Source organism: Nonomuraea purpurea, assembly GCF_042650645.1.
GTDB classification, from domain to species: domain Bacteria; phylum Actinomycetota; class Actinomycetes; order Streptosporangiales; family Streptosporangiaceae; genus Nonomuraea; species Nonomuraea purpurea.
Genome location: NZ_JBHSBI010000043.1, coordinates 34,062 through 54,460 on the forward strand (window position 1 = coordinate 34,062; position 20,399 = coordinate 54,460).

The 20,399-nt window shown below is 71.9% G+C and carries 15 protein-coding genes; 9 read left to right on the plus strand and 6 right to left on the minus strand.

Features of this window, described 5'->3' with window-relative positions; all coding sequences use genetic code 11:
- Nucleotides 1-136: 136 nt before the first annotated feature.
- From ACFOY2_RS49565 to ACFOY2_RS49580, 4 genes are read left to right on the plus strand one after another with little or no spacing between them, the layout of a single operon-like run.
- On the plus strand, nt 137-1,438 hold the full coding sequence (locus tag ACFOY2_RS49565; RefSeq protein ID WP_379535156.1) for an extracellular solute-binding protein: 1,302 nt from the start codon (nt 137-139) through the stop codon (nt 1,436-1,438).
- The gene (locus ACFOY2_RS49570; protein WP_379535157.1) at nt 1,435-2,346 is read left to right on the plus strand and encodes a carbohydrate ABC transporter permease; all 912 of its coding nucleotides are present in this window, start codon (nt 1,435-1,437) and stop codon (nt 2,344-2,346) included. The genes ACFOY2_RS49565 and ACFOY2_RS49570 overlap by 4 nt, the downstream gene beginning before the upstream one ends.
- The gene (locus tag ACFOY2_RS49575; RefSeq protein WP_379535158.1) at nt 2,343-3,155 is read left to right on the plus strand and encodes a carbohydrate ABC transporter permease; all 813 of its coding nucleotides are present in this window, start codon (nt 2,343-2,345) and stop codon (nt 3,153-3,155) included. Before ACFOY2_RS49570 ends, ACFOY2_RS49575 begins: the two co-directional genes overlap by 4 nt.
- On the plus strand, nt 3,152-6,805 hold the full coding sequence (locus ACFOY2_RS49580; RefSeq protein ID WP_379535159.1) for a hypothetical protein: 3,654 nt from the start codon (nt 3,152-3,154) through the stop codon (nt 6,803-6,805). The genes ACFOY2_RS49575 and ACFOY2_RS49580 overlap by 4 nt, the downstream gene beginning before the upstream one ends.
- A gap of 50 nt (nt 6,806-6,855) precedes the next feature.
- On the opposite strand, the gene ACFOY2_RS49585 is transcribed toward ACFOY2_RS49580, so the two are convergent.
- From ACFOY2_RS49585 to ACFOY2_RS49600, 4 genes are all read right to left on the minus strand, one after another.
- Complete coding sequence (locus ACFOY2_RS49585) at nt 6,856-8,085, minus strand: MFS transporter (RefSeq protein ID WP_379535160.1); 1,230 nt, start codon at nt 8,083-8,085, stop codon at nt 6,856-6,858.
- Nucleotides 8,086-8,247: 162 nt separating this feature from the next.
- Complete coding sequence (locus ACFOY2_RS49590; RefSeq protein WP_379535161.1) at nt 8,248-9,432, minus strand: cytochrome P450; 1,185 nt, start codon at nt 9,430-9,432, stop codon at nt 8,248-8,250.
- A gap of 307 nt (nt 9,433-9,739) precedes the next feature.
- Nucleotides 9,740-9,940: a ferredoxin gene (locus ACFOY2_RS49595; protein WP_357815724.1), complete on the minus strand. Its 201-nt coding sequence runs from the start codon at nt 9,938-9,940 to the stop codon at nt 9,740-9,742.
- A gap of 28 nt (nt 9,941-9,968) precedes the next feature.
- Entirely contained in the window at nt 9,969-11,183 is a 1,215-nt protein-coding gene (locus ACFOY2_RS49600) for a cytochrome P450 (RefSeq protein WP_379535162.1), read from the minus strand.
- A 143-nt stretch (nt 11,184-11,326) separates the two neighbouring features.
- Between ACFOY2_RS49600 and ACFOY2_RS49605 the strand changes: the two genes are divergently transcribed.
- Nucleotides 11,327-11,875 (plus strand): TetR family transcriptional regulator, encoded by a 549-nt coding sequence (locus ACFOY2_RS49605; protein WP_379535163.1) that lies wholly within the window; start codon nt 11,327-11,329, stop codon nt 11,873-11,875.
- Here ACFOY2_RS49605 and ACFOY2_RS49610 read toward each other — a convergent pair.
- Nucleotides 11,872-12,834 carry a sigma-70 family RNA polymerase sigma factor gene (locus tag ACFOY2_RS49610; protein ID WP_379535164.1) on the minus strand — a complete coding sequence of 321 codons (963 nt, stop codon included), beginning with the start codon at nt 12,832-12,834 and terminating at the stop codon, nt 11,872-11,874. The genes ACFOY2_RS49605 and ACFOY2_RS49610 overlap by 4 nt on opposite strands.
- A gap of 12 nt (nt 12,835-12,846) precedes the next feature.
- Complete coding sequence (locus ACFOY2_RS49615) at nt 12,847-13,590, minus strand: SDR family oxidoreductase (RefSeq protein WP_379535165.1); 744 nt, start codon at nt 13,588-13,590, stop codon at nt 12,847-12,849.
- A gap of 181 nt (nt 13,591-13,771) precedes the next feature.
- On the opposite strand from ACFOY2_RS49615, the gene ACFOY2_RS49620 reads away from it, so the two are divergent.
- The 4 genes from ACFOY2_RS49620 to ACFOY2_RS49635 all read left to right on the plus strand — a co-directional run bounded on the left by ACFOY2_RS49620 (nt 13,772) and on the right by ACFOY2_RS49635 (nt 20,393).
- Nucleotides 13,772-15,646 carry a serine/threonine protein kinase gene (locus ACFOY2_RS49620; protein WP_379535166.1) on the plus strand — a complete coding sequence of 625 codons (1,875 nt, stop codon included), beginning with the start codon at nt 13,772-13,774 and terminating at the stop codon, nt 15,644-15,646.
- Nucleotides 15,647-15,651: 5 nt separating this feature from the next.
- Nucleotides 15,652-17,385: a protein kinase domain-containing protein gene (locus tag ACFOY2_RS49625; RefSeq protein ID WP_379535167.1), complete on the plus strand. Its 1,734-nt coding sequence runs from the start codon at nt 15,652-15,654 to the stop codon at nt 17,383-17,385.
- A 6-nt stretch (nt 17,386-17,391) separates the two neighbouring features.
- Complete coding sequence (locus ACFOY2_RS49630) at nt 17,392-19,284, plus strand: protein kinase domain-containing protein (protein ID WP_379535168.1); 1,893 nt, start codon at nt 17,392-17,394, stop codon at nt 19,282-19,284.
- A gap of 110 nt (nt 19,285-19,394) precedes the next feature.
- Nucleotides 19,395-20,393 (plus strand): LacI family DNA-binding transcriptional regulator, encoded by a 999-nt coding sequence (locus ACFOY2_RS49635; protein WP_379535169.1) that lies wholly within the window; start codon nt 19,395-19,397, stop codon nt 20,391-20,393.
- The last annotated feature ends 6 nt before the right edge of the window (nt 20,394-20,399 follow it).

Here is a 20,399-nt window from a genome sequence, read left to right on the forward strand (position 1 = left end):
GACACCCAACTTGGGCGACTCATACTCTCCCGGCAGCTATCACTTTTAACAAACATGGATGTTAAGTTCACAAACACCTCCGTCATTAAAACGTTCGCATAGAGGTTCTCTCGGGGGAGCACAGAGGAGAGATCGCATGACCGACCTGCTGCACGAGGCCAGGGTGAGCCGCGGCCAGTTCCTGCGCATGATGGGCGGCCTGGCCGCGGCCGCGGCCGCCACCGCCTGCTCCACCCGGCCCGAGACCACCGCGACGACGGGCGGCCAGGCCGCGACCGAGCTGAAGTTCATCGGCGTCGCCGACCAGAAGGCGCCGATGGACACGCTGATCGCCGCCTACCAGAAGGTCAAGCCCGCGGTGCGGCTCACCGCCTCCTACGCGCCCACCGACCAGGTGCAGACCTCCGTACGCACCCAGCTCGGCGCCGGCAACGCCCCCGACCTGCACGTGGTGTACCCGGGCAACGGAAGCGCGATGTCGATGTCCCAGATCGCCAAGGCCGGCCTGCTGGCGGACCTGTCGGCCCAGGCGTGGACGCGGACCATCCCCGAGGGCTTCAAACCCGCCTTCCAGCTCGACGGCAAAACCTACATCTACTCGGCGGGCTCCTCGGTCATCGGCGCGATCTACAACAAGAAGGCCTTCGAACAGGCGGGCGTCGAGGCGCCGCCGACCACGTGGAGCGAGTTCCTGGCCGTCTGCGACAAGCTCAAGAAGGCCGGGATCGTGCCGATCGCGCTCGGCGCGCAGACGCCGTGGGTCACCCAGCTCATCACCTACGCGCTGGTGCCCTCGATCGTCTACGCCAAGGACCCGACCTTCGACGACAAGCAGCTCGCCGGGCAGACCAGCTTCGCCCAGTCCGGCTGGCGCCAGGCCATGGAGATGTACCTGGAGCTGCAGAAACGCGGCTTCTTCAACGACAAACCCAACGGCACCACCTTCGAGCAGCAGACCTCGATGGTGGCCACCGGCAAGGCCGCCATGGCCGTCCAGGTCTCGGCCGTGCTCCCGGACTTCCGCAAGGCCGCCACCTCGCCCGACGACCTGTCGATGTTCCCGGTGCCCGGCGCCGACGACGCGGCCTCGGTGTGGATCCCGGCGGGCGTCGTCGTCGGCCTCGGCGCGGGCGCCAAGGGCGGCAACGTCGAGGAGGCCAAGGCGTTCATCGACTTCCTCGGCAAGCAGGAGAACATCAACGCCTGGGCCAAGTCCATCGCCGCCATCCCGCTCACCCAGGACGCCTCCTCCAGCATCGACCCCGCCGTCCAGTCCTTCCTGCCGTTCGCCAAAGACCGCGCGGTGCCGTTCATGGACCAGCGCTGGCCCAACGCCGAGGTGCAGCCCGTGCACTTCGCGGTGATCCAGGAACTGCTGGCAGGAAAGTCCACGGTCGACGACGCGCTGAAGAAGATGGACGAGGCGTACCGGAAGTGACCCCGCTGACCGCCTTGCGGACCAGGCCCGCCCACGCGGCACGGCGGCGCTTCACCGCCACGAGCCCGTCGTGGCTGTTCGCCGCGCCCGCCCTGGTCGTGTACGCGCTGGTGGTGCTCTACCCCGCGGTCAGCGGGGTCGTCTACGCCTTCACCGACTGGAGCGGGATCGGCCAGGACATGTCCTTCGTGGGCCTGGCCAACTTCGCCGCGCTGCTGGGCGACGAGCAGGCCATGGGCTCGATCGGCAACACGCTGCTGCTGACCGTGGCGACCGTGGTCGTCCAGAACGGCGTCGGCCTGCTGCTGGCCCTGGGCGTGCACGCGAAGCTGAAGAGCCGCGCGCTGCTGCGCGTGATCTTCTTCGCGCCGGTGGTGGTCAGCCCGGTCATGGTCGCCTTCCTGTGGAAGTACATCTACAACCCCGACCCGTCGGCCGGGCTGAACGGCCTGCTCGGCCTGGAGGTGGACTGGCTGGGCGACCCGTCGGTGGCGCTGTGGTCGATCGCCGGCATGGTCGTGTGGCAGTACGCCGGCTACTCTATGGTCATCTTCCTGGCCGGGCTGGAGGGCGTGCCCAGAGACCTGCACGAGGCCGCCATGATCGACGGCGCGGGCACCTGGCAGCGCTTCCGCTACGTCACCTGGCCGCTGCTCGCCCCGGCCGTGACGATCAACCTGATGCTCTCCACGATCGGCGGGCTCAAGCTCTTCGACCAGGTTTTCGCCGCCACGAACGGCGGCCCCGGCTACGCCACCGAGACCCTGTCCACGGTGCTGTACAAGCAGGCGTTCGTGTTCGGCAAGTTCGGCTACAGCACGGCCATCGCCCTGGTGCTCGCCCTGTTCGTGGCCGCCGTCTCGTTCGTCCAGGTGTACTACCTGCGCAGCCGCGAGGTGACCGCGTGAGAAGGACCTTCCTGCTGGAAATCGTCATGATCGTGGTGGCGGTGGCGTTCATGTTCCCCGTCTACGTCCTGATCTCGCTGGCGCTGAAGGACCCCGGGCAGATCTCCCGCTCGCCCCTGGCCCCGCCGAACCCGCCCACGCTCGACAACGTCACCAGCGCCTGGTCGGCCGCGGCGCTCGGCCCGTCCCTGGTCAACAGCACGGTCATCACCGCGGTCAGCCTGGCCGCGCTCATCGCGCTCGGCTCGTTCGCCGCCTACTTCCTGGCCCGCGCCCAGAGCCGGCTCGGCTACGGCCTGTACATCCTGTTCCTGCTGGGCATCGTGCTGCCGTTCCAGCTCGGCATGATCCCGCTCTACCAGCTCGTGACGGACCTCGGGCTGATCGGCACGCACGCCGGAATGATCCTCTTCTACACCGGCATCCAACTTCCCTTCACCGTCTTCCTCTACACCGGGTTCATCAGGGCGTTGCCCCGGGAGTACGCCAGCGCCGCCCAGATCGACGGGGCCACCCACCTGGTGGCCTTCACCCGCGTGGTCTTCCCGCTGCTGCGGCCCATCACCGGCACCGTGCTCATCCTCAACGCCGTCTTCATCTGGAACGACTTCTTCACCCCGCTGGTCTACCTCGGCGGCTCCGGCTACGAGACCGTCCCCGTCAGCGTCTTCGCCTACGTCGGCCAGTACGTCTCCCAGCACGGCCTCGTCTTCGCCGGCCTGGTGCTCGGCGCGCTGCCGATCGTGTTGGTCTTCCTGGCGCTGCAGCGTTACGTCATCAAGGGCTTCGCCAGCGGGCTCAAAGGATGAACGTCTTCGACCTGCTCAAGCAGCCGCCCCGCGCCTACTCGCCCGCGGCCATCTGGTGGTGGAGCGGCGAGCCGCTGCGCAGGGACCGGCTGCGCTGGCAGATGGAGCGCCTGGTGGCCGGGGGAGTGCACAACCTGGTCATCCTGAACCTCGCGCCCTCGGGGCCGACCTTCGGTGCCGACGCCGACGACCCGCCGTTCCTGTCCGAGGCGTGGTGGGAGCTGCTGGACGGGGTGTGCGCCGACGCCTTCGAGCTGGGCGCGTACCTGTGGTTCTACGACCAGCTCGGCTTCTCCGGCGCCGACCTGCAGGCCCGCCTGGTGGTCGAACACCCGGAGTTCGCCGGCCAGTGGCTTGTCCCCGACGGCACGCTCTCGCTGCGCGGCTTCGACTACCTGTCGCCCGAGGCGTGCGCGGTGCTGCTCGACCGGGTCCACGGCGAGTTCGAACGGCGGGTCGGGCACTGGTTCGGCCGGGTGATCGCCGGGTCGTTCCAGGACGAGCTGCCGACCCTGCCGACCTGGTCGGCCCGCTTCGCCGCCGAGCACCTGGCCCGCAGGGGCGCGGAGTTCTCGCTCGCCGCCCCCGACTGGACGGCCTACCAGCGCACCCGCGCCGAACTGGCCGAGGAGGCGTTCTTCCGCCCGCTGGCGCGCTGGCACGAACGCCACGGCCTGCTCAACGGCTGCGACCAGCAGGACCCCGCCCGCGCCGGGCACCCCGTGGCGGGCGTCCGGCTGTACGCCGACTACGCCCGCACCCACCGCTGGTTCGGCGCACCCGGCTCCGACCACCACGGCGACGCCCGCCTGCACGCCTCCCTGGCCCACCTGTACGGCCGGTCACGCACCTGGATCGAGGCGTTCCACTCCAGCGGGTGGGGCGGCACCCTGGAGGAGACCCTCGACTGGCTGCTGCCCTGGCTGCGCGCCGGGGCGACCCTGTACAACCCGCACGCGGTCTACTACACGACCAAGCGCGGCTGGTGGGAGTGGGCGCCGCCGTCCACCGACTGGCGCCAGCCGTACTGGCGGCACCATCGCGTCTTCGCCGACGCCGTCACCCGCCTGTGCGCCGTCCTGTCGCAGGGCCGCCACGTTTGCGACGTCGCCGTCCTGCTGCCCACGGCCACCGCGCAGGCGGGCACAAGCCTGGACGGGGGCACGGCGCCGGACGGCGCCGATTCCGCCGCGTCGAGGGCCGAGGACGTCTACCGCGAGATCGTCGGCGACATGGCCTGGTTCGCCACCGTGCCCGGCGCGCTCGACCGGCTCCGCCTCGACACCGACGTGATCGACGAGGACTCCGTGCGCCGCGCCGCCGTCGTGGACGGGCGCCTGACGGTCTCCACCGAGGCCTACCGCGCGATCATCCTGCCCGCCGTCACGACCCTGGACGCGGACGTCGCCGCCAGGCTCGACGAGTTCGCCGCGGACGGCGGGCTGCTCGTCGCCGTCGGCGCGCTCCCCGACGCCCTCGACGCCGACCGGGTCCTTCACATCGAGTCGGCCTCCGACCTGGGCTCCGCGCTGGCCGAACTGCCCCGGCGGGTCGAGGCGCCGGTGCCCGTCCTCGTCCGCGAGGTCGGGGACACCACGCTGGTGTTCCTGACCGCGGCGTTCCCCATGGCCAGCAGGATCGGCGTGGGGCGGCCCGAGCAGCGCGGCGTGGACCTCGGCTGGCTGGACGCCGTCATCGACTTCGACCCCGGCAGGTACGCCCGCGACATGCGGATCACCGTCCGCGGCGTCGCGGGCACGCCGCTGCTGGCCCGCCTCTTCGACGGGGGCGAGCCGAGGGCGCTGCCGCACACGCGCGACGGGGACACGGTGGAGCTCGTCGTGCCCTTTGACGACGGCCCGGCCGCGCTGCTGGTTTTCGACGGTACGCAGGCCGAACCCACCGCACCGCCCGCGTACCCAACCGAGAGGGACCTCGGGGACGAATGGGACATCGAGCTCGTCCCCACGCTCGACGACACCTGGTCGGACTTCGGCGGCGGCGCGGCCCTCGAATGCTGGACGCTGCGGACCCCCGACGGCGAGCCGGTGGACGTGACGTTCGGGCCCGGGGGAGAGCAGCGCGTCGGCGACGGCCCGTGGACGCCCTCGGTGTGGTCGGCCTCCCGAGGGCTGCGCAAGGACCCCGTGCACCGGCAGACACTCGGGCCCAAGGGGCACGTGCCGGCGGAGTTCCTGGCGTTCGGGCACGTCGAGGCGGGCGCCGAGGCCCGCTTCCGCGCCGTCCTCACCGTGGAAACGCCCGCCTGGCTGGCCGTCGGAGCCGGGGCGGCGAAGACGTTGTGGCTCGACGGGGCCGCGGTGCCGCTGGACGACGCCGGGTACGCCGCCGTCTCGCTCTCACCCGTCGCGGCCGGCGAACACCTGCTGGAGCTGCTGCTCGTGCCGGACGAGGCGCTCGACCTGCGGGCGTACGTCTGCCTGGTGGCCGACCCGGCAGACGCCGTCCGGCCCGAGTGGATCGCCGGGACACCGCTGGAAACGACCGTGCGTGCGGCGGGGGAGTCTGTTTTGCAGGTGGCCTCGACCGGGTCCTGCCGGGTGCTGGTCAATGGCGCGGAGGCCGGTCGGCAGGGCGGGTTCGACCCCTACGCCGAGGCCGACATCCCGAGGGTGCGCCGCTACGAGGTGTCCCACCTGCTGCGAGAGGGCGACAACACGGTCACGATCGAGTCGGACGGCTGGGTCCTGGTGGACGGCCTGGCCGTCTCAGGGGCGCACTGGTCGCCCCGGCCCCGGGTACGCCGCCGCCAGCACGGCGACCCGGCCGCCCTCTACCTGCGTCCCCGCCCGCATCCGTTGCCTGAGGCCGGTTGGCTCGACGGCCTCCCGGCCGCCCTGCCCGCCACCTTCGCGGTGCCGGGCGCCCGCCCGCGCACCGAACGCTTCCTGCTGGACCTGCCACCGGGCGCGACGCACATCGAGCTGCCCGTCCCCCCGGACGCGCCCGGGTTCGCCATCGCCCTCCCGGACGACGGCTCAGCTGCTCGGATCAACAGCCTTTCCGGCGACGTCTCAGAAGACCAGGGCGATCGGGGTGTCGGCCCGTCGGGCGGTGGTTCGGCGGGTCAGGGCCACCAAGGCGTCGGACTACGGGACAGGGGTTCGGCGGGGTCGGGTGGCCGGGTCGTCGGGTTGCCGGAGGGGGCGCGGGCGGGCGGTGCCGTCGAGTTGCGCCTGGTCACGGCGCCGGGAGCGCAGGCGGGGGCGGCGTTCGGCGGTCCGGTCCGGTTCGTCTGCGGCCCCGGCCGGATGCGGCTCGGGGACTGGGAGGACCGGGGCCTGGCTGGTTACAGCGGCGGCGTCCGCTACCGCACCACGGTCACGGCCGGAGCCGGGCCGGGCGTGCTTGACCTGGGCCGGGTCAGGGGCACGGCGGAGGTGACGGTGAACGGGCGGCCGTGCGGGGTCCGGGTGTGCTCGCCGTACACGTTCGACGTGCGCCTGGACGACGGCGACAACACGGTGGAGATCCTCGTGCTCGGGACCCTGGGACCATACCTCGACGAGGTCAGCCCCACGCACTTCGTCTTCCCCGGCCAGCGCAGCACCGGCCTGTTCGGCCCCGTGCGCCTGCGCACCGCCCAGAGGCCGTCAGCCGCCGCCGACGAAACACATCCGCCTCAGTAGACGCCCGGCATGTGAGCTGGAGCCGGCGCGGCTCGCCGGGCGCGTCCTCCTCACCCTGACCGCCGCCGGCTCAGAACGTACCCCAGCAGCCCGACACCCGAGGCGACCCCGGCGCAGAACACCCACACCAGCGCCGACCACCCCAGCCGCTCGGCGACCAGGCCGAAGAGCGGCGGCCCGACCAGGGAGCCCAGGCTGCCGAGCTGGGCGACCAGGCCGTTGCCCACGTCGAGGTCGTCGAGGCTGTGCACGACCAGCGGCAGGCCGGCGAAGACGACCGCCGCCAGGATGCCGTTCTCCAGGGAGACGACCCCGGCGCCGATCACCGAACCCGCGGCCGAGCCGTCGTCCATGAACGTGAGCCAGGCCGCGGGGATCATGAAAGCCCCGCTCATGGCCAGCAGGACCGGGGACAGGCCGCGCCGCAACAACATCGCCGCCAGTAAGCCGCCGGGCACGCCGATGAGGGAGATGACCGAGGTCAGAGCGCCCGCGCCGGCGGCGTCCTGGCCGCGCCCGTCCGCCAGGAAGGTGGGCAGCAGCACCATCGCCGAGAGGGTGAGCAGCGCGAGCACGCAGAAGGCCGTCGACAGCAGGGCCGGGCCCGCCAGCGCGCCCGGACGGGGGAACGCCCCTGACGGCGTCCGCGACGCGTTCGGCCGCAGCCACAACCAGGTCAGTACGGTCAGCAGCAGCGGCAGGACGGCCGCGACGCCAAGCCAGCCGCGCCAGCCCAGTTGCGGGCCGAGCAGCCCGCCGGCCATCGTGCTCACCCCGATCCCGACCGGGACGAAGGTGCCCCAGATCGCGAGCGCGGTCGGACGGTCCCGCTCGCCGGCCAGATGGGCGATCAGCGTGGGGCCCGCGATGGTCACCAGCAGGTAGCCGACCCCTTCGAACACGCGGATGGAGATCAGCGTGACCAGGCCCGTGGCCGCCGCCGTCAGCGCGCCCGCGACCGACACCATGAGCAGGCCCGCGACGAACGCCCGGCCCGCGCCGAGCCGGCGGATGAACAGGCTGGCCGGCAGACCCGCCGCGGCGCTGACGCCGACGACGGCGGAGATGGCCCAGCCGAGTTGCGAAAGGGACAGCCCGAGGTCGGCGGTCATCTGCGGGCCGACCGTCGCGAGCTTGCCCAGGCTCAGCGCCGCCACGACGCCGCAGCAGTAGACGAGGGCGATGCGCCGCCAATCGGTGGGTGTGGATCCTGCCGATGCGGGTTCGGTGGATAACGCCTCGGATGGTCGATCGTTCGCGGCTTCACGGCGGGGGGTCATCGGCTCTCCGATCGTGGGACGTCGCCGTCATCGTTCCCACGCAAGCGGGCCGATCATGCCGGTCGGGGCGCGTCCTGCGGCAAGGACGTCCGGCTGAGTGGCGCGCTGCCTGAGAAGAGCCGCAGAGCGCCGCCCACGCAGGGGGCGTGGGCGGCGTCCGGTTCAGAGCAGCGGGAGGCGGCGTACCCCCGTCATGGTGGGCGTGGGCATGAGCTCCGCGGGGTCGTCCGGATTGGTGCGGAGGGGGTTGAGGCGGTCGAGCAGGATGTTCAGCGCGACCCGCCCCTCAAGCCGCGCCAAGGGGGCGCCCAGGCAGAAGTGGATGCCTCGGCCGAAGCCCACATGCGGGTTGGGGTCGCGGCCGGGATCGAAGACGTCGGGGTTGGGGAACTGCCGAGGGTCGCGGTTGGCCACCGCGAGCCATCCCATGACGACCTGGTCGGCCGGGATCGTCACGCCGCCGAGCTCGACCTCGCGGGTGGTGGCGCGGCCCACGGCGGCGAACGGGGTGAGGAAGCGCAGGGACTCCTCGATGACGTCCGGGATCGTCGAGCGGTCGGCCCGTGCCTTGTCCTGCTGGTCAGGGAAGGCGTCCAGGCAGAGGACCGTGTTGCCGAGCAGCATCGTCGTGGTGATGTGCCCGGCGAGCAGGAGGATGATCGCGAAGTTGACCACCTGGTCGTCCGGCAGGCGTTCGCCGTCGACCTCGGCCTCGACCAGCCGGGTGAGCAGGTCGGCGCGTGGCCGGAGTTTGCGTTCCGCGGCGTGGTCGGCGAGATAGTCGCTCATCTCCCGCCACGGCTTCATCACGGCGTCGAGGTCCTCCGCCCGCCGTTCGAGGGTGGGCTTGGCGTCGCGCTGGAAGAGTGCGTCGGCCCACTTCTTGAACAGGGCCCGGTCGCTGCTCGGCACGCCGAGCAGCTCCGCGATGACGATGACCGGGAGCGGATAGGCCAGATCGGTCACGAGCTCGAACCGGCCGCGATCGCGCGCCTCGTCGAGCAGTTCGTGGGTCAGAGCGGCGATCCTCGGCTCCAGGTCGGCGACGACCTTGCGGGTGAAGGCGCTGCTGACCAGCTTGCGGAGCTTGCCGTGCTCCGGCGGGTCGAGCTGGGTGATGAAGCCCTCCAGCGAGAAGCCTTCCTTGGGCAGCATCTCCTTCGGGACCACGCGCATGGTGTTGGAGGAGAACGTCGCCGGGTCCATGAGGACCTCGTGCAGCTCGGGGTAACCGTAGACGTTCCACATCCCGGCACTGGCGTCGAACTCGACCGGCTGGCCCGATCGGGGCCCGTGCAGCCAGAAGTGCTGTTCGGGGATGTTGTACCGCTCGGCGATGACGGACATCGCCCCTCCTTCTTGATCCAGTGGATCAGTGCCTGGAAGATCGTGGCGGCTTCGTTGGGGCGCAGATCTTCCGGAGGCTTCGCGTCCCGCCCAAACGCTTCATGACCAGCCCCCATCCGGTCCGCGACGTACGATCCGCGGGTGGATCTACGCCAACTCCGCGAGCTTCGTAAAGTACGTACTTTACGAAAGGTACGCCTCTGTCCGGCGGCGGGCAACGCTCAGGACGGCATGGCGATGTGATGGTGGTCACGCCACCGCATGGGAAAGCCGCCGGCACGAGCGTGCCGGCGGCCGGTGGTGGTGGTCAGGCGTTTTCGGCGGCCTCGATGGCGCCCGCCGGGCAGACGGCGGCGGCCTCGCGGACCGCGGCGTGCAGGCCCTCGGCCGGTTCGGCCTCCAGCAGGACGACGATGCCGTCGTCCTCGCGCTGGTCGAACACCTCGGGCGCGAGCAGCACGCACTGCCCGGCGCCGCAGCACTTGGCTTCGTCCACGGTGACCTTCATCATGGTTCCCCTCTCTGTGAGCCCGGCGTTACCAGCGCACCGGAACGTCGCTCAGCCCGCCGACCACGAGGCCCTCCACCCGGTTCAGCTCCTCCACCGGCACGGCCAGCTCCAGGGTCGGCAGCTTGCGCAGCAGCACCTCCAGGACGACCTGCAGTTCGGTGCGGGCCAGGGACTGCCCGAGGCAGGAGTGGGCGCCGGAGCCGAAGGCCAGGTGCGGGTTGGGGCTGCGGCTCAGGTCCATGTCGGTGGCGCCGTCGAAGACGTCCTCGTCGCGGTTGGCGGCGGCCATGCTGCAGATGACCGTCGTGCCGCGGGGCAGTACCGTGCCGCTGACCTCGGTCTCCTCCTTGAGGTAACGCGGCAGTCCGAAGCCGGAGTTGGCGTCGAAGCGCAGCGACTCCTCCACGGCGGAGCGCACCAGGGACGGGTCGGCCAGCAGCCGCTCCCACCGGGTGCGGTCGGCCAGCAGCATGCCGACCATCTTGCCGATCATGTTGGCGGTGGTCTCGTGCCCGGCGACGAGCAGGCCCATCCCGGTGGCCAGCAGTTCCAGGTCCGTCAGGCCCTCGCCTTCGGCGGCGCTCTCCTTGATCAGCTCGCTGAGCAGGTCGTCGCTCGGCTCGGCCCGCTTGGCGGCCACGTGCTCGGACATGTACTGGATGAACTCGGCCTGTGCGGCGTCGATCTCGGCGTTGCCGAACTTGGTCAGGTTGAGCAGGGTGTCCGACCAGTAGGCGAACCGGTCCCGGTCGGCCGCGGGGACGCCGAGCAGGTCGCAGATGACGTACACGGGCAGCGGGAAACCCAGGGCCGCCCGCAGGTCGCCCGGCCGGCCGCGCTTGACCATGTCGTCGATGAGCTGCTCGGCGATCTCCGCCATGGCGGGTCGCAGCGCGGCCATGCGCTTGGCGGTGAAGTACTTGCCGACCAGGCGCCGCCACCGCTGGTGGCCTTCGCCGCTGTCGGGGATGATCGCCGCCATCTCGCTGTTGAACAGCCCGCCGTCCTCGCTGTCGGACAACCGGGCCGCGTCGGGGGCGGTGAGCAGGCGGGTGAAGCGCGGGTCGGCCAGCACCTGCTTGACGTCGTCGTAGCGGGTCAGCAGCGTGGCCTCGTCACCGCTCGGCAACGTGACCCGCGCGACCGGGCATCCCTGGCGCAGCTCCGCCCACTCGTTGGGCGGCTCCAGCGGCGCCCTGCTCGGGATCGGATAGCTCAGGACCGGCGGGCTCTGGCTCATTCGGTATCTCCTCAACGCGTGACGTGCGGCAGCAGCAAACCGGACTGCATCGTCCGGTTGTCACCGTAACCCCGCCCACCACCGATGTCGAGTGGACTCGCCAGTCAACCGGACATTTGCGTCCGGTTGCTACGGTATCTGCCATGCCCCACGCGCGTCGCCCCAACAGAGGCCCCAGCGCCGCCGCCCAGAACCGCGCGGCGCTCATCGCTGCGGCCCGCGAGCTGTTCGCCACCGACGGATACGACGCGCCGCTCACCTCGATCGCGCGGGCGGCCGGCGTCGGCCAGGGCAGCCTTTACCGGCACTTCCCCGACCGGGTCAGCCTCGCGCTGGCGGTGTTCGACGACGGCATCAGGGCGCTGGAGGCGCGGGCCGCCGAGCCCGGCATGACCCTCGACGACATGATGGCGCTGATGACCGAGCAGGCCATCGCCTCGACGGCGTTCATCGACATGGTCAGCGCCAAGGACGGGCGCATCATGGCCCTGCGCGACCAGGTGGCGGCGCTGCTGGAGAGCGGGCTGGCCGAGGCGCGCGCGGCCGGGCGGGTGCGCGACCACGTCACCACCGAGGACCTGGTGACGGCCGTCGGCATGATCGCGGGGCTGCTCGCCAAGATCCCGGCGGAGCTCCGGCGCGAGACCGCCGAGCGGGCCTGGCTGCTTCTGCGCAAGGGCATCGAGCCCTAGTCGTTCCAGCCGCGAAGTTTGTCGGGGTTGAGCACCAGCCACACGTCGGTGATCCTTCCGTCCCGCACGCCGCAGCTCATCACCCCGACGACGACCTCCTCCTGCCGGAGCACCAGCCCGGTCCTGCCGTTCACGGCGTGCGACCTCATCTCCACGCCGGGCCGCCGCGCCACCACGCCGATCAGGAAACGCGCGGTCCTGCTCGCCCCGCGGACCGGGCGCCGGGCGGTGCGCACGTTGCCGCCGCCGTCGCTGAGCGCCGTGACGTCCGGATCGAGCAGCGCCGACAGCGCTCCGGCGTCGCCGCTCTCCCAGGCCGTCCCGAACGCGGTGACGACGAGGTGGTGCTCGTCCTGGCCCATGCGAGACTCATCCTCTCGAACCGCCGCCGCCACGAACGCGGTCAGGAACCGCTTGTGCTCGGCGGTCGCGACGCTCGCGCGTCGTTCGTCGGCCAGATGTCTTCGTGCCCGGCTCACCAGTTGGCGCACGCTCGCCGGCGAGTGGCCGATGATCTCGGCGATCTCGTCGTAGGGATAGTCGAACGCCTCGCGCAGCACGTACGACGCCCGCTCGGTGGGGGTGAGCCGCTCCAGCAGCATCAGCGTCGCGACCTCCAGCGCCTCCCCGCGTTCTGCGCCCAGCGCCGGGTCGGCGCTGGTGTCCACGGGTTCGGGCAGCCACGGGCCGACATAGGACTCGCGGCGGACCCGCGCCGACTGCAGGACGTTGATCGCGAGCCTGGTCGTCGTGGTCGCCAGAAACGCCTCCGCGTTGCGCACGCCGGAACGGTCGTAGGTCTGCCAGCGGATCCAGACCTCCTGCAGCACGTCGTCGGCCTCGCTGACGCTGCCCAGAATCCGGTAGGCGATCCCGAACAGGCGCGGCCGGGCGGCGCGGAACGCCGCCTCCGCCTCCCGCAGGTCCATCGTCCACGGGTCCTGGGCGTCGTCAGCCACGGAGACCTCTCGTCACTTGCTGCCGGGCCAGTCGCTGTAGCGGGTCCTGCCGAGGCGCGCGTCGTCGCCCGGCACCAGGGACCGCTCCTCCAACTCGCTGCCGAAGTAGCGTGCGTGCGGGTCCGTCACCACTTCGCGCGGGTCGTCCCACACGGCCAGCGCCTCGCGGAAGAAGGTGTCCATCCTGACCTGGTCGGGCCCGCCGACCTCGACCCGCCCGTTCAGCGGCGCGCCCAGCACGACCCCGGCGAGCGCCTCTGCCACGTCGTCGCCCGCGATGGGCTGGAAGCGGACCGGCGCCATCCGCACCACGCCGCCGTCGGTGGCGTCGTCGGCGATGCCGCGCACGAACTCGAAGAACTGCGTGGCGTGCACGATCGAGTACGGGATCGACGAGCCCTCGATCAGCTTCTCCTGGGCGATCTTCGCGCGGAAGTAGCCATTGCTGATCAGCCGTTCTGTGCCCACCACCGACAGCGCGACGTGGTGGCCGACGCCCGCCGCCGCCTCCGCCGCGAGCAGGTTGCCCGTGGATGTCTGGAAGAACTCCAGCGCCGCCTGGCTCTCGAAGGACGGCGAGTTCGACACGTCGACCACCGCGGACGCGCCGGCCAGCGCGTCGGCGAGCCCTTCTCCGGTGAGGGTGTTCACCCCCGTCTTCGGCGCCGCCGCCACCGCTTCGTGGCCGCGTTCGCTGAGCTTGGCCACGAGCTTCGAGCCGATCAGCCCCGTTCCGCCTATGATCACGATCTTCATGACACGCCTTCCGTCCGCCGGCGGCCTCGTCGGCCGCCAGGTCGCAAGCTAAGACAAGGCACCCCCGCGCCCTGTGACATCTCCCGCGAAGATTGTTTCCCGCAGCGACACGTCCATCCGTCTTTTGCAGGGGTGGGCGACTCATCTACGGTTGTCTGGACTGGAGGTGGTAATGCCAGAAATGGCGTCCTTACGTGCGGAGGATCCGACGCGGCTGGGAACCTACCCGCTCGACGGCCTCCTGTCCGAAACCGGCGTGTACGCGGCCAGATCGGCCTCCGGCGAGCGCGTGGCGATCAAGGTGTTCCGGTCCGAGCCGGCCGGACTCGCGGACGAGCTCCGTCGCATCCGGCTGCCGGACGCCTACCACACCGTGCGGATCCTGGACGCGGGGGTGGCCGACGGCCTGCCGTTCGCCGTCATGGAGTACGTGGACGGCGACACCCTGCGAGGCGTGATCGCCGAAACGGGACCGCTGCGCGGCGCGGCGCTGCACCGGCTGGCCATCGCGACGATGACCGCGCTGGTGGCGCTGCACCAGTCCGGCACGGTGCACGGCGCGTTCGGGCCAGGCGAGGTCATGATGGGCTCCGACGGCCCCCGGATGATCAACGCAGGGCTCGCCCAGGCGCTGGCCGCCACCGAGGGCGGCGCGACCCGCGCCGTGGGCACGCTGGCCTTCATGGCGCCGGAGCTGTTCGACGGAGACGCGCCCGCGGCCGCCGCCGACGTGTTCGCCTGGGCGGCGACCGTGGTGTTCGCCGCGACAGGCCAGGCCCCCTTCGAGGGCGGCTCGATGTCGGCGACCACGAACCGCATCCTGCGCGACGAGCCCGACCTGACCATGCTGGACGATCACTTACGCGGCGTCGTCGCGGACTGCCTGGCCAAGGACCCCGCCTCCCGCCCGCCGGCGGCCGACGTCCTGCTCCGGCTGGTCGGGCACTCCCTGCTGACGGCCGCGCCCGCCGAACTGGCGGAGATCTCCGAACCGCCCCGGCCACAGCGGCGATCGTGGCGGTTCGCGGCGCTGGCCGTCGCGGGCGGGCTCGTCGTCGCCGTCGCCACGGCCGGCACGGTGTACGCCTTACGCACCCGTCCGTCCCCGGCCACCACCGCCGTCGCCGCCGCGTCCACCACCCGCCCGCCGTCGGTGGTGACGCTGTCGGCGCAGCCCACCCCGTCGCCGCCGCCCTCGCCGTCCGCGGGGGTCGCCTTACCCGGCATGAAGGCCACCCTGTTCGAGGACCCCGCCGACGCGCTGCGCGTCGCCGCCTACCGCTACGACGACACCGTCTACGTCCGGACCCCCGGCTCGAACCGCTTCCAGGCGCTCAAGGACAAGGCCGAGGAGATCGCCGTCTCCCCCGAGGGCGACTGGCTGGCCCTGCTCGACTCCGGCAAGGTCACCATGATCAGCAGGACCGGCGGTGACCGGTTCACCGTCGACGTCGGCCCTGCCCGGCGCCCCACCTGGGCGAGAGACGGCCGCCGGCTGCTGCTCACCACCGCCCAGGGAGCGGGCAAGGACTCCGACGGGGCGCCGGTGCCCACCGGGTTCACGATCCTCGACCTCGCCGCCAGGAAGGCCACGGCGCTCGACACCGACGAGGAGACCCACCAGGGCCGGGGCCAGTACGCCTGGCTCCCCGATGGCGAAGGCGTCGCGATCACCTACCAGACGGACGCGGGCTTCGGGATGCGGCTCCGCGACCTGGCGGGACGCGAGACGCGCACGCTGAACTGGGTGGGCTTCACCGGCGGTGCGCGCATGTTCTCCCCGAGCGGGACCCTGTTCGAGACGTCCTGCCCCAGCGGCGGGACCATGTGCGTGTGGGACATGGCCGAGGGCGGCCGCCGCGCCAGCGTCGCGGTCTTCTACCAGAACCCGGAGTTCTGGGGCTGGTACGACGAGAACCACCTGATGGTGCTCGACCCGAGCGCGGAGCCGGTCCGGCTGGTCGCCATGGACCTGCGCGGCCGGCCGCAGCGGCTCCTGCTCACCGTCGCCCGCAAGCAGTACCAGGACCTACGCGTGAGTTGGGCCAGGAGGTGAGCGCGATGCCGGACACACCCCTTGAGGAGATCATCGGCCTCGGCTACGTCGTGGGCGACGACGTCGACTGGCCCGACCTGGAGACGGAGGTCGGCGCACACGGCCCGCTGACAGGCGCCGCGCTGCAACGGCTGTCCATCGCCACGATGACCGGGCTGGCCGCGCTGCACCGGGCCGGGATCGTGCACGGCGCGGTGCGCCCGGACACCGTCCTGCTCGGCCCCAACGGTCCCCGGCTGCGCCATCCCGCCACGGGAACGGACCGCCACGAGCCCCTCGACGAGGCCACCGTGGACGCGGGCACGCTGACGTGGAGCACCCCGGAGGAGTTGAAGGGCCTGCCCGCGCAGCGGCCGGGCGACCTGTTCGGCTGGGCGGCCACCATGGCCTTCGCCGCGACGGGCTCCTCGCCCTTCGGCGACGGCGGCTCGACCACCGCCCGGGTGAACCGCCTGCTGCACGGCGCGGCCGACCTCGGCCCGCTGGAGGGGATGCTGCGCGACCTGGTGGCCGACTGCCTGGCGGCCGAGCCGGCCGAGCGGCCCACCGCCGAGGACGCCCTGCTGCGGCTGATCGGCTACTCCGGGGCGCTGGACTTGGCGCTTCCGTCCGAGCCGCCGCCCGATCGGCCGACCCGGCGGATCAGGCCCAGGATCGCCGCTCTCGTCGCCGCGGGCCTGGCCGTCGCGCTGGTTTCCGGCGGCACCACGTACCTGATCACCCAGGACCGGCCCGAGCCGCGCCCCGCGCCCGCCGCGTCGCCGGCCGCCCTGTCCACGACCGGGGCCGCGCCCAGCCCGTCGGCCTCGGTGACCGTGCCGCAGACCACCAGGCGGATCGCCCTCCCCAACGGCGGCACGCTGTACGAGCACCCGGCGGACCCGGTCAAGCTGGCTACCTTCCGGATCGGCGAGGCGGACAAACGGTCTGCCGTCTACGCCCGCGTCCCGGGCTCGGACACCTTCGAACGCGCCGGCGGGCCCAACGTCGGCGCCGAGATCTCTCCCGACGGCCGGTGGCTGGCGGTGGTGAACGAGTTGTACTTCAGCGTGTCGGACCGGCAGGAGGTCGCCTTCACCGACCGGCGCACCGGCGCCCGGTTCTCCCTTCCTGTGGCCGCCGCGCCCGACGTCGCCCAGTTCCCCCAATGGTCGCGCGACAGCCGCAAACTGCTCCTCAGCGTCATAAGAAGCGACTTGAAACAGCGCATCCCCTTCACCCAGGGCTTCGTGATGCTCGACGTCGAGGCCAGGACCTCGACGTTCGTGCCGACCTCGGAGCCCGAGCAGACCAAGGACAACCCCAGTGCGCCGACCTACAAGTGGACCCCGGACGGCACCGGCGTGGCCGGCTTCTACACCACCCCGGAATCCCAGCTCGGCCTGCGGTTCAGGGACCTGACCGGCCAGGTGACCCGCAGCATGCACTGGGTCGGCCACGTGGTGGGGGAGGAGTGGTTCTCGCCGTCCGGCCGGATGTTCGTCACCACCTCCTGCCCGCGCGCCCCGATCTGCGTGTGGGACACCGCCACGGGGCAGCGCCGGGCCACCGTCCCCGGGCCAGCCAAGCAGTACATGATCGGCTGGTGGGACGACACCCACCTCGTCAACGGAGTCTGGACGGGAAAGAACACCCTGCGCCTGAGCGTCGTCGACCTCAAGGGGAAACAGACCCGCGTGCTCGCCGACCTCAGGAGCGACGAACGATTGCTGCCGACCCTGTCCTTCACGAAGGGCTGAACCGGGATGCCGCAGGCCACGGCGCTGCTGCCCGGCGACCCCGGCAACCTCGGCGGCTACCGGATCAGGGGCAGGCTCGGCGAGGGCGGCCAGGGCGTGGTCTTCCTGGCAGAAGGGGACGGCGACGAGCAGGTCGCGATCAAGGTGCTGCGTGCCGTGCCCGACGCCGAGGCGGCGGCCAGGTTCCGGCGCGAGGCCGAGGTGCTGCCCCAGGTGGCTTCCTTCTGCACCGCCCAGATCCTGCGCACGGGCACCTCGGACGGCGTGCCGTACATCGTCAGCGAGTACATCGAGGGCCCCTCGCTGCAGGTGGCGGTGCGCGAGCGGGGGCCGGTACGCGGCCGTGAGCTGCACCGGCTGGCCATCGGCACGATCACCGCGCTGGCCGCCATCCACCGGGCCGGGGTGGTGCACCGCGACTTCAAACCCGGCAACGTGCTGCTGGCCGGCGACGGGCCGAGGGTCATCGACTTCGGCATCGCCCGCGTGGTGGGCGGCGAGGCGACCGCGGGCGGGCCGATCGGGACGCCGGCGTACATGGCGCCCGAGCAGTTCGACGACGCCGGCGTCGGCCCGGCCACCGACCTGTTCGCCTGGGGCGCGACCATGGTCTTCGCGGCCACCGGGCAGCCGCCGTTCGGCTCGGAGTCGCTGGCCGCGATCGTCAACCGGGTGCTGCACCAGGACCCCGACCTCGGCGCGCTGGACGGGGAGCTGCGCGAGATCGCCGCCGCCTGCCTGGCCAAGGACGCCGCGGTCAGGCCGAGGGCCAGCGAGGTGCTGCTCCGGCTGCTCGGCAGGCCGGCCGGGCAGCCCTCGTCGGAACGGCTGCTGTCGGAGGGCAGCGCCGCCGCCGCGCCCGCCCCCGCGCGGCGACGCGGACGGCGCCTGCTCGCCGGGGCCGGCGCCGTGGCGTTCGCGCTGGCGATGGTCGTGGTGGCCCGCAACCTTGCCGCGCAGCCGCCCCCGGGGCCCACGCCCTCACCCACCCCGGTGGCCGCCCGTCTGAACGGCCCGCCCCCGGCCGCCACCAGCACGTTCACCGTTCCCGGGCTGCCCGCGACGCTGCACGAGCACCCCTCCGACCCGATCAGGATCACCTCGTTCGCCTTCGAGGAGAAGGGCAAGATCGGCAGGCCCGCGTACGTCCGCGACAGGGGGAGCACCGGTTTCCAGCGGCTCGACGAGTACCGCGACCCGGTCCTGTCGCCCGACGGGCGCCTGCTCGCCGCCGTCTACGCCTATCCGCAGTACGCGCCGGACAATCCGAACGAGGTGAAGTTCACCGACCGGGTGAACGGCACCCGCTTCTCCGTCCCCACCGTGAACCCGCCGCTGCTGGTGAAGTCGCCCGAGTGGTCGAGGGACGGCAGGCGGCTGCTGCTGACCGCCTCCACCGAGGACGAGGTCGTGGGCCTGGTCGTCGTGGACGTCGCCGCCCGGCGCAGCACGCTCACCCGCGTCGAGACCCCCGATACCGGCACGAACTCCTCCTACGTGTGGCTTCCCGACGGCACCGGCGTGGCCAGGCGGGCGGGAAAGACGGAGGTCGGGGCGTACGGGCTGAACGGCGCGCTCCTGCGCACCTACCGGGAGGCCGTCGCGCCCGACAACACCGACCAGTGGTTCTCGCCGTCGGGGCGGCGCTTGGCCGCGATCTGCCCCGGCAAGGCCGCGGCCGCCTGCCTGCTCGACACCGCCACCGGCGCCCGCCAGGCCCGCGTGCCGCTGCCCGCCGGGTCGGTGCTGTGGGGCTGGTTCAACGAGGACCACCTGCTGATCTACCAGGACGACCGGGTCACGATCATCGACCAGGCCGGCCGTCCCGCGCGCCTGCTCGCCCAGCTCGACACCGCCGACAACCCCCACTGGTCGCTGCACTTCACCAAGGGCGGTTAGCCGGTCGTTTTCCTGGTAATGCGAATTATTACTGGGCTATCACCTCTTGACGCCGCGCTCGGTGAGGTTCCACACTCGTCGCTAATGCGCATTATCCGAGGAGACGGATCGTGGCAAGACGCCTAACCCAGCAGGACATCGCCCGCATGGCGGGAGTGAGCCAGACGACTGTGTCGCTGGTGCTCAACAACCGCGCGGACAGCGAGGTGCGCATCTCACCCGAGACCCGGCAGCGGGTGCTGCGGGTGATCAGGGAGACCGGCTACATCGCCGATCCCGCCGCCCGCAGGCTGGCCGAGGGCCGCAACCGCATCCTCGGCGTCTTCACCTACGAGGCGGTCTTCCCCGCCACCAGCGCCGACTTCTACCACCCGTTCCTGGTCGGCATCGAGGAGTGCGCCGAGGAGGTCGGGTGCGACCTGCTGCTGTTCACCAGCGCGCGGGCCTCGGGCAACAAGCGGCGGATCTTCAACGAGGACAGCCGCGTCCGCCTGGCCGACGGGTGCGTGCTGCTGGGCCGCACGGTCGACCGCGACGACCTGGCCAGGCTCATCGCCGACCAGATCCCGTTCGTGTCGGTGGGCCGCCGCGACGACGCGGGCGGGCCGGTCCCCTACGTGGGCGCCGACTATCCGTCGGTCACGCGCGTGCTGGTGGAGCGGGCCGTGCGGCTCGGGCACCGCAGGCTCGTCTACGTCGGCGCGGGGGAGGGCGCCGAGTCCTGGGCCGATCGCCACAGCGGCTTCCGCGCGGCGGTGGCCGACCTGGGCGTCGAGGGGCTCCAGGTCGGCCGTCAGGCGAGCCTCGACGCCGTCCGCGCGACCGGGGCCACGGTCGCCTTCTTCGAGGAGCAGGCGGACGCGGTCGTCTTCGTGCAGGCGGCGGCGGAGCGCGCAGTGGCGATCCCCGGCGACCTGTCCGTGGTCACGCTCGGCTCGGCCACCCGGCCGGTGCACTCCGACATCGACTTCGCCGGCTTCGTCATCCCGCGGCGCGAGATGGGCCGAAGGGCCGTCGAGCTGCTGACCACGGTGCTGGAGACCGGCGGGACACCTCAGGAACTGCTGCCCTGTGAGCTGATCGAGGGCTCCACACTGATCGGAAGGTAACTCCCA

Bases quoted from the DNA above. Each gene is read 5' to 3' on its own strand.
- ACFOY2_RS49565 (WP_379535156.1), top strand. From the start codon at position 137: ATGACCGACCTGCTGCACGAGGCCAGGGTGAGCCGCGGCCAGTTCCTG.
- ACFOY2_RS49580 (WP_379535159.1), top strand. From the start codon at position 3,152: ATGAACGTCTTCGACCTGCTCAAGCAGCCGCCCCGCGCCTACTCGCCC.
- ACFOY2_RS49585 (WP_379535160.1), bottom strand. From the start codon at position 8,085: ATGACCCCCCGCCGTGAAGCCGCGAACGATCGACCATCCGAGGCGTTA.
- ACFOY2_RS49590 (WP_379535161.1), bottom strand. From the start codon at position 9,432: ATGTCCGTCATCGCCGAGCGGTACAACATCCCCGAACAGCACTTCTGG.
- ACFOY2_RS49595 (WP_357815724.1), bottom strand. From the start codon at position 9,940: ATGAAGGTCACCGTGGACGAAGCCAAGTGCTGCGGCGCCGGGCAGTGC.
- ACFOY2_RS49600 (WP_379535162.1), bottom strand. From the start codon at position 11,183: ATGAGCCAGAGCCCGCCGGTCCTGAGCTATCCGATCCCGAGCAGGGCG.
- ACFOY2_RS49605 (WP_379535163.1), top strand. From the start codon at position 11,327: ATGCCCCACGCGCGTCGCCCCAACAGAGGCCCCAGCGCCGCCGCCCAG.
- ACFOY2_RS49615 (WP_379535165.1), bottom strand. From the start codon at position 13,590: ATGAAGATCGTGATCATAGGCGGAACGGGGCTGATCGGCTCGAAGCTC.
- ACFOY2_RS49620 (WP_379535166.1), top strand. From the start codon at position 13,772: ATGGCGTCCTTACGTGCGGAGGATCCGACGCGGCTGGGAACCTACCCG.
- ACFOY2_RS49625 (WP_379535167.1), top strand. From the start codon at position 15,652: ATGCCGGACACACCCCTTGAGGAGATCATCGGCCTCGGCTACGTCGTG.
- ACFOY2_RS49630 (WP_379535168.1), top strand. From the start codon at position 17,392: ATGCCGCAGGCCACGGCGCTGCTGCCCGGCGACCCCGGCAACCTCGGC.